Here is an 8019-nt window from a genome sequence, read left to right on the forward strand (position 1 = left end):
GCGCTGCGTGAGCAGGTTATCGATGATGTCCTGATCTCGGCCTTCGGCTCAGCCGGGCAGCGCTGCTCGGCCATGCGCCTCCTCTTCCTGCCGCATGATACGGCCGACATGCTGATAGACGGCCTGACCGGCGCAATGGACGAGTTGAAACTTGGTCATCCGGGTGAAGCAGATACCGATGTCGGCCCTGTAATCGACGCCGACGCTCACAAGATCCTTACCGACTATGTCGAGCGGATGAAGGGCGAGGCGACGCTGATCAAGCAGATTGAGACGCCAGAGGGCGGTCACTTCTTCGGCCCGGCCCTGATCGAGCTCAAGTCGCTTGATCAGATCGAAAAAGAAACATTCGGCCCTGTGCTCCACATCGTCCGTTATGATCCCGACAGGATCGCAAAGGTTGGCGCAGCGCTCGAGGCAAAAGGTTATGGTCTGACGCTCGGCGTTCACTCGCGGCTGGAGAGTTTCGCAAGGAAAGTCCGGGGCGCCGTCCATGCTGGCAATACTTATGTGAACCGATCGATGACCGGCGCCGTAGTAGGGGTACAGCCATTTGGTGGTGAGGGGCTGTCTGGCACCGGCCCGAAAGCGGGCGGCCCGCATTATATGTTGCGATTTGCAGTAGAACGTGTGTTATCGGTGAACATTACAGCTCAAGGTGGTGATCCGGAACTGCTGAGTTTGTGACGAGGAATGCGAATGGACGATGTGAAGGGCGGATTGAGCGCCATTGCCAAATTGGCGCCGATCGCGGTGTCTTTCGTTTTGGTCAGCGCCTGTGAGCCTGAAGACGACACGCAGCAGACCGCCCGCGTCACTGAACGTGTACAGGGCACGCAAGATCTCGACAGGGCCTTTGCAGAGCCGCCCGGCGAAGGTATCGCCATCGTCAATGGCAGCCAGGCCGCCTCGATCCAGATCGAAATGCCTGAAGACATGGATCAATTCTCCCAGGCGCTGCGCGAAGAGCTTGAGCGCCGCGCGAATTCCGGCACCGAAGCTTTCATCGCTGCGGCCGAATCCGATCAGCAGATGGCAGCCGAAAAGGGGTTTGAGTATTCGCCCCACAGCCTTGACGTGAAATGGATGCAGACCGGGCCGCAAGAGGGCCGGCTGAGAGGCCTTCTCGGCACATATGCAACCTATACAGGCGGCGCCCACAGCAATGTCGGCTTCGACGTTCTGAACTGGGATATCGAAGCCGATGAGCAGGTCGCGTTTGAGGATATCTTCGAAGACGCCGCTGCCGCGCGGGCGAATATTGCAATGGTCCTGAAACGCAAACTGCTCGTCGCCAAGCGCGAGCGGCTTGAGGACCGGACCTCCAGCGACGCTGATATACTGCAGACTTGGGTCGACCCGGCTTTTGACGGCAACATTTCGGTCTTCGATCATTTCAGCATTTCCCGCTCGACAGAGGCCGGGAAGGCTGGCGGACTGATCTATCATTTCGCGCCCTACGAGGTCGGCGCCTATGCTGAAGGCATTTATGTCATCGGCGTTGATCAGGAAGAGTTCAGAAGCGACCTGAAAGCGACCTATGCCGACGCCTTTGGCGGCGAGGCGATCCTGCCTTAGTCGTCTGCAATCAGCGTGCAGCCAAGGCCCGGCTCAAACACAGCTTTCGCAGAGATGATGCCGCCCGCCGCGCGCGCCTCGATGGTCTTGCCGTCTTCTGAAAATCGGATCGCGCTCATATCGGTTGTGAAGTCACGAAGACAGCTGTCCATTTCGCGCTCGGCCACGAACCGGCACGAGCACACCATCTTGGCGCCATAGGCCGCCCCGACTTCGCCAAACTCAAACTGGTTCTTGAACCAGAATTGCCAGACCAGAATCGCAAGCACGCCAAGGGCGACGATAAAGATCGCAAAAGCTTTGACGAGTTTCATGCCGCCCCTCTAGTGTTCGCCTCGAAAGCGTTACGGAGCAAAGTGATGATCGGCAAGGGGTTTGGTCGGGATGTGCGGCTGATTGGGTTTCTGGCTCTCTTCGTTGGAGCCGTGGGTCCTGCGACTGCCCAGGACCTCGTCCCTTTGCCGCCACAGCCGGAAGGCGTCGCCTGGCCGACAGAGGGCTGGGAGGAAGGCGAACTGCCGGAAGACATCGCCGCGGACGTCCAGATCCTTGTCGATGAGGCCATGTCGCGCGAACTCGCCGATGAGATGGGCGAAACGCGCGCCATCGTCATCATCCATCGCGGCAAGCTTGTCCTTGAGACGTACCGCGAAGGTTTCGGGCCAGACACGAAACAGGTGTCCTGGAGCATGGCGAAATCGGTGACGTCTGCGCTCGTCGGACGGGCCCTGCAGCTCGGCCTGATCGAGGATATCGACTATCCGATGCCGACGCCGTTCGCCGAGGATGATCCACGCAGTCAGATTTCCTGGCGCCACTGGCTGACCATGACGGACGGGCTTGATTATACCGAGATCGACGCGACGGGGATCGACGATAATGACGTCATCCAGATGATGTACGGGCCGGGGCGGTTTGATGTGATCGGCTACATCCGGGATGAGGTGCCGGCGGATCATGACCCGGGTTCGACGTGGAATTACTCGACGGCGGGGTTTCACCTGATCGCGCGAGGCCTGCAGCGTACGGTCGGAATCCGAACTAACTGTTCCACTGTTGGAAGTGACGTGTCTCAAGAACGTGCGATGTCTCCTGTCACACGCTGCTCCCCATCCGATATTCCCATGGCTGAGTGGATTAATTCGGCGCTCTTCGACCCACTGGGCATGGATGCCCAGCCTGAATTCGACGCTGCGGGCAATTTCCTCGGCGGCTCGCTCGTCTGGGCGTCGGCGCGGGACTTTGCGAAGTTCGGCTATCTCTATCTGCGCGATGGGGTGTGGGAGGGCGAGCGGCTTCTGCCGGACGGCTGGGTCGATTTCTCCCGCTCCGACCCGACCGCGACCAAAGCCAATGTCTATGGCGCGGGCTGGTGGATCACGACGGGTGGCGAAGAGCCTGCCCCCGACTATCAACGCCGCAACATGCCGCCCTGGGACAGTTTCGCCGCCGAGGGCCATGAAGGACAGACACTATATGTTGTGCCTTCGCGAGACCTCGTCATTGTCCGTCTGGGCCTCATGGAGAATGGCGGAAACAACTGGCCGGCGCTGTTTGAATGGAATCAGTCGCTGGCCTCGCTCTTCCCGGAAGCGTGATTCGTATCGACTCTCGATGAAGCCGGTGGCCCTCGGAAAAAATTCCGGAATTATTTTGCAGCGTCGTCCACAGGTCTGGACAAATCTGTGTACCGCCGAAGTCCAATTGTGGCGGGCGCAGGGCGCGCGTGTTAACCTTTCATTTACAGGTTTTCCACGGTTTAGATGCTGAATCTTTCGGTCCCCCCATTGACCAAGCATTAACCTTGGGACCACTATATCTAGTATTGGGGAAGGGCTGAGGCACCGCATATGGCGCTTCAGGGGCTAGATCCCTATATATCATGGGCCGATCGAAGAGGTTAGACGATGTCTGCGAGCAATGCCGCCACGAATACAAAAGCCGCCCTGCGCCGGGGGAAACCCAAAGGCGAGGCACGCCCGGAACTCAAGCTCGTTTCCGACATCGAGATTACGATCGATGATTCGCGCGATGCCCTGCTGACAGAGTTCGGCAAGAAGACGCTTGAAGACCGCTACCTCCTGCCCGGAGAGAGCTATCAGGGCATGTTCGCCCGCGTCGCCAAGGCCTTCGCCGACGACGAGGAACACGCCCAGCGGATCTATGACTACATGTCGCGTCTCTGGTTCATGCCGGCGACGCCCGTTCTTTCGAATGGCGGCGCCGATCGCGGCCTGCCCATCTCGTGCTTCCTGAACCAGGTCGGCGATTCGCTCGATGATATCGTCGAAACCTGGACCGAGAATGTCTGGCTTGCCTCGAATGGCGGCGGCATCGGTACCTATTGGGGCCACGTTCGTTCCATCGGTGAGAAAGTCGGCCAGAACGGACAGACCTCCGGCATCATCCCGTTCATCCGCGTGATGGACTCGCTGACGCTCGCGATCAGCCAGGGCTCGCTGCGCCGGGGCTCGGCTGCCTGCTATCTCGATATCCACCACCCGGAAATCGAGGAATTCCTTGAAATCCGCAAAGCGTCGGGTGACTTCAACCGTAAGTCTCTCAACCTGCACCATGGCATCAACATCACCGACGAATTCATGGAAGCGGTGCGCAATGATGCCGAGTTTGGCCTGCGCTCGCCAAAGTCCGGCGAAGTGCTGCGCACGGTGAATGCCCGCAAGATCTGGCAGAAAATCCTCGAGCTTCGTATCCAGACCGGTGAGCCCTACCTGCTCTTCACCGACACGGTGAACAACGCCATGCCGGCGCACCAGCGCAAGCTCGGCCTTCAGGTTCACCAGTCGAACCTCTGCTCGGAAATCACCCTGCCGACCGGTGTCGACCATAATGGCGAAGACCGCACGGCTGTGTGCTGCCTCTCCTCGGTCAATGCCGAGAAATTCCTTGAATGGTCGAAAGACGAGAATTTCCTGGAAGACATTTTCCGCTTCCTCGACAATGTGCTGGAAGACTTCATCCAGCGTGCGCCGAACGAGATGGCCCGTGCGGTCTATTCGGCCAAGCGTGAGCGTTCTGTCGGCCTCGGCCTGATGGGCTTCCACTCCTTCCTTCAGACGATGAACGTGCCGATTGAAAGCGCGATGTCGAAAGTCTGGAACGAGAAGATGTTCAAGCACATACGCGCTGGCGCAGACCAGGCTTCGGTCAAGCTCGCCAAAGAGCGCGGCCCCTGTGAGGACGCGCGCGACGCCGGCATGATGGCCCGCTTCAGCCACAAGATGGCTGTCGCGCCGACCGCGTCGATCTCGATCATCTGCGGCGGGACGAGCGCTGGCATCGAGCCGATCCCGGCCAATGTCTACACCCACAAGACGCTGTCCGGCTCCTTCACGGTGAAAAACCAGCAGCTTGAGCGGGTGCTCGAGCAGAAGGGTGAGAACACCGAAGAGACCTGGAACTCGATCCTCGAGAATGAGGGCTCGGTTCAACATCTTGAGTGCCTAGACGAGCATGAGAAGGGCGTCTTCAAAACCGCCTTCGAACTCGACCAGCGCTGGATTATCGAGCTTGCGGCCGACCGCACACCCTATATCTGCCAGAGCCAGTCGCTCAACGTCTTCCTGCCGGCCGACATCAACAAGTGGGACCTCCACATGCTGCACTGGACGGCGTGGGAAAAAGGCCTCAAATCGCTCTATTACTGCCGCTCCAAATCGGTCCAGCGCGCAGGTTTTGCCGGCGCCGCCGACAAGGAAAAGGTCGAAGGGATGGACGTGCCGCAGACCGACTATGACGAGTGCCTCGCCTGTCAGTGATCCAGTCGAAGGGATGAGACTGCGGACCCCGGCTCGAAAGAGCCGGGGTCTTTTCTTATGGATCGCCGCCAATGTCGCGGATGAGATGCTCTGGCAGTTTTGTCGACAGGGACTTGCGGACCGCGGCGCGATCCTTTGCAGGGTTGGACTGCCGCTCGGCCTTTCGGGCACGCAGCGGGCGTTTGCCGGCGCGACGCGCCAGCCATTTGAACGGTTTCATGGGAACCTGGATGATTTGCAATGGATAGCGTGAAGCGGAGCGTTGGCACCGCCTCATGCGTCACGGCGTGACGCATCACTTCAGCTCAGCTGGGTCTCAGCCTTGCGCAGATGCGCGATAATCCGGACCGGGAGAACGGTAGCCGACGATGGTCGACTTGCGTGCGCAATGTGTCATTCGACGTCTCCTTTCTTCGGTTCGGTTAGCGCTTTTATGGCGCGAAGGATGGCGCTCAATAGGCGCCCGCGCCCCGGCAGGCAAGGCGCAGGCCCCGAGAATGTCGAGATGTTGCAAAAAGGTCTCTCCCTCACACCGAGGCAGAGACCTGGCCGCCTAGAATACCAGTCTCACCCCGCCGCGGATATTCCGCCCGGGCGCGGGCACCGTGTCCTTCAGGACGGAGGTTGCATAGCGCACCTCTTCATCGGTGACATTTCGCGCTTCGAGGAAAAGCTCCGTGCCATCGCGGCCAATGGCCAGATCAGCCAGCGAGAGGGCGGTGCGCAGGTCGAGTGTGGTGTACCCATCGGTCGGCAGTTCCCCCTCGCCGGTATCGTCCTGATCGCCTGCAATCGACACACTCGCCCCGGCCTTCCAGAGGCCCCAGTCGGCGTCCAGCGAGGCATTGAGGGTCGTGGGCGGGATCAACGGGAGATTGCCGCCGCTATCAAGCTCGGCAGAGACAAAATCCACACTCGCCTTGCCGTGCCAGTCTGCGCCGAGAATGCTGTCATGCGCATGGAAATCAGCATAGATTTCGCCGCCTGTGAAGTTTGCATCTTCCTGGCTGAAGACGAAAACAGGCAGGTCATCGACGTCACTGAGGACAACGCCGTCCACAACTGTCGTTCCCGGTGTCAGATAGATGAAGCCGTCAAACGCGGCGTGGAACAGGTTCGCGCCGACGCTGACCCCCTCGTCACTGCGCCAGCGCACGGTGCCTTCCAGGTTGAGGCCGCGCTCTTTTTCAAGGCCGGTATCGCCGACTTCATACTGGTTGGTCGCAAGATGCGCGCCGTCTGCGAAGAGTTCGCTTTCATTCGGCGCGCGTTCTGTCCAGCTTGCCTGCGCGCCGATGAACCAGCCGCTGTCCCAGTGCTGGTGAAGCCCGAGGGAGCCAGAGACAAGATCGAAGGCGCGCGCACCGCTGGCGGCATTGTCGAGTTCGGTATTGTCATAGCGAAGCCCGCCTTCGACGCCGAACCCATTGTCCCATTCGCGCGTCTGATAGGCGAATACTCCAAGCGATTGAGTGTCGGTTTCAGTGATGAAGGCCTCGTCACCGAAAGCATCCAGCGTCTTGTCGAGCCCTTGCAGCCCGAACGCGCCTTCAAAGCCGTCCGCAAGCGTTCCGACTTCCAGGCGAGCTTCCGAGCCATCGCTTTCATAGCGTGTTCCCGGCTCGCCAGGCGCTTCGAACTCTGTGTGCTCGTACTCGGCAAAGGCGGCTGTCAGGGCGACATCGGTGAACGGGCCGGCATCGAGGGCGAAGCCGCTGCGCACATCGATACGTCTCTGTTCGAGGTCGATGAAGGGGCGTTCTTCTTCATGCTCTTCCTCTTCTCCGCCCTCTTCTTCTTCATGGTGCCCATGGCCGGGCAGGCCATAGGTTGAGGTCTGCTGACGGATGGCAAGGCCGGCAAAGGCATCGTCCCCGACCCAGGAAAGGCCAGCGGCGAGGGAGGCGGTTTCGGCGAAGGAATTCTCCAGCGTGTCGCGGCCTTCCTCATGGTCTTCGTCCTCTTCTGCGCCTTCTGCTTCTTCAGCGGCGCGCAGACGCGCGGATTCGGCAAAGCCCGGAATGTCATAATCCTCGAAATCACGTGCAGACGCAGACAGGGAAAGGACGAATGGCCCGGCCGCAAACTTGCCCTTGGCTGCACCTTCCTGGCCCTCATTGACACTGTTCAGCGCGCCATAGGCCTCGCCGGACTGCGCTTCATCCGGCAGCTCTTCAGCGATCAGACCGTCGATCACATTGACCACACCGCCAATCGCCTGCCCGCCATAGGCGAGGGCTGCCGGGCCGCGAAGGATCTCGATCTTTTCGGCATCGATGCCATCAGAGGCGACCTGGTGGTCCGGGGAGGCGGCCGATGCGTCGATAACGCCAATGCCGTTTGTCAGGACAAGGACGCGCTCGGCGCCGAGCCCGCGCAGGACGGGCCGGCTTGCTGCCTGGCCAAAATGGGTTGTCGACACGCCGGGCTGGCTGTCGAGCGTATTGCCGAGCGAGGCCTGAAGCTGTTCCACGATCTCGTCGCGAGAGACAGACGATGCATTGCCGATCATTTCATCGGTTTCGCGCTCTGGGCCAACCCCGGAGACGATGACGGTGGACAAGCGTTCGGGGCCTTCTGTCTCGTCGGTGGACGCGGACTGGGCGATCGCAAGCGGGCTCGCGCCTGCGATAAGGGTGGCCGCAAGGGTGCGGCGCAGGAA

General features: G+C 60.2%; 7 protein-coding genes. 4 read left to right on the plus strand and 3 right to left on the minus strand.

Features of this window, described 5'->3' with window-relative positions; translation table 11 throughout:
- Both WA989_RS08110 and WA989_RS08115 read left to right on the plus strand, forming a co-directional pair.
- Positions 1–687 (plus strand): aldehyde dehydrogenase family protein (locus tag WA989_RS08110; protein ID WP_424339996.1); only part of this gene is annotated, 687 nt, incomplete at its 5' end.
- A 12-nt stretch (positions 688–699) separates the two neighbouring features.
- Positions 700–1578: a PdaC/SigV domain-containing protein gene (locus tag WA989_RS08115; RefSeq protein WP_424339997.1), complete on the plus strand. Its 879-nt coding sequence runs from the start codon at positions 700–702 to the stop codon at positions 1576–1578.
- On the opposite strand, the gene WA989_RS08120 is transcribed toward WA989_RS08115, so the two are convergent.
- A complete protein-coding gene (locus WA989_RS08120) occupies positions 1575–1892 on the minus strand; it encodes a hypothetical protein (RefSeq protein ID WP_424339998.1) in 318 nt (105 codons plus the stop codon). The genes WA989_RS08115 and WA989_RS08120 overlap by 4 nt on opposite strands.
- A gap of 111 nt (positions 1893–2003) precedes the next feature.
- Between WA989_RS08120 and WA989_RS08125 the strand changes: the two genes are divergently transcribed.
- Positions 2004–3176 carry a serine hydrolase domain-containing protein gene (locus WA989_RS08125; protein ID WP_424339999.1) on the plus strand — a complete coding sequence of 391 codons (1173 nt, stop codon included), beginning with the start codon at positions 2004–2006 and terminating at the stop codon, positions 3174–3176.
- Between the two features lie 309 nt (positions 3177–3485).
- A complete protein-coding gene (locus WA989_RS08130; RefSeq protein ID WP_424340000.1) occupies positions 3486–5357 on the plus strand; it encodes a ribonucleoside-diphosphate reductase subunit alpha in 1872 nt (623 codons plus the stop codon).
- 55 nt (positions 5358–5412) lie between these two features.
- On the opposite strand, the gene WA989_RS08135 is transcribed toward WA989_RS08130, so the two are convergent.
- Both WA989_RS08135 and WA989_RS08140 read right to left on the minus strand, forming a co-directional pair.
- Complete coding sequence (locus WA989_RS08135; RefSeq protein WP_424340001.1) at positions 5413–5577, minus strand: hypothetical protein; 165 nt, start codon at positions 5575–5577, stop codon at positions 5413–5415.
- Between the two features lie 333 nt (positions 5578–5910).
- Positions 5911–8019, minus strand: a 2109-nt coding sequence (locus WA989_RS08140; RefSeq protein WP_424340002.1) for a TonB-dependent receptor, incomplete at its 5' end; no start/stop codon positions are given.

Source organism: Henriciella sp. (assembly GCF_049649345.1).
In the GTDB taxonomy this organism is placed as follows: domain Bacteria; phylum Pseudomonadota; class Alphaproteobacteria; order Caulobacterales; family Hyphomonadaceae; genus Henriciella.

Excerpts from the sequence above, each read along its gene's own strand:
- WA989_RS08115 (WP_424339997.1), top strand. The coding sequence starts at position 700 with ATGGACGATGTGAAGGGCGGATTGAGCGCCATTGCCAAATTGGCGCCG.
- WA989_RS08120 (WP_424339998.1), bottom strand. The coding sequence starts at position 1,892 with ATGAAACTCGTCAAAGCTTTTGCGATCTTTATCGTCGCCCTTGGCGTG.
- WA989_RS08130 (WP_424340000.1), top strand. The coding sequence starts at position 3,486 with ATGTCTGCGAGCAATGCCGCCACGAATACAAAAGCCGCCCTGCGCCGG.
- WA989_RS08135 (WP_424340001.1), bottom strand. The coding sequence starts at position 5,577 with ATGAAACCGTTCAAATGGCTGGCGCGTCGCGCCGGCAAACGCCCGCTG.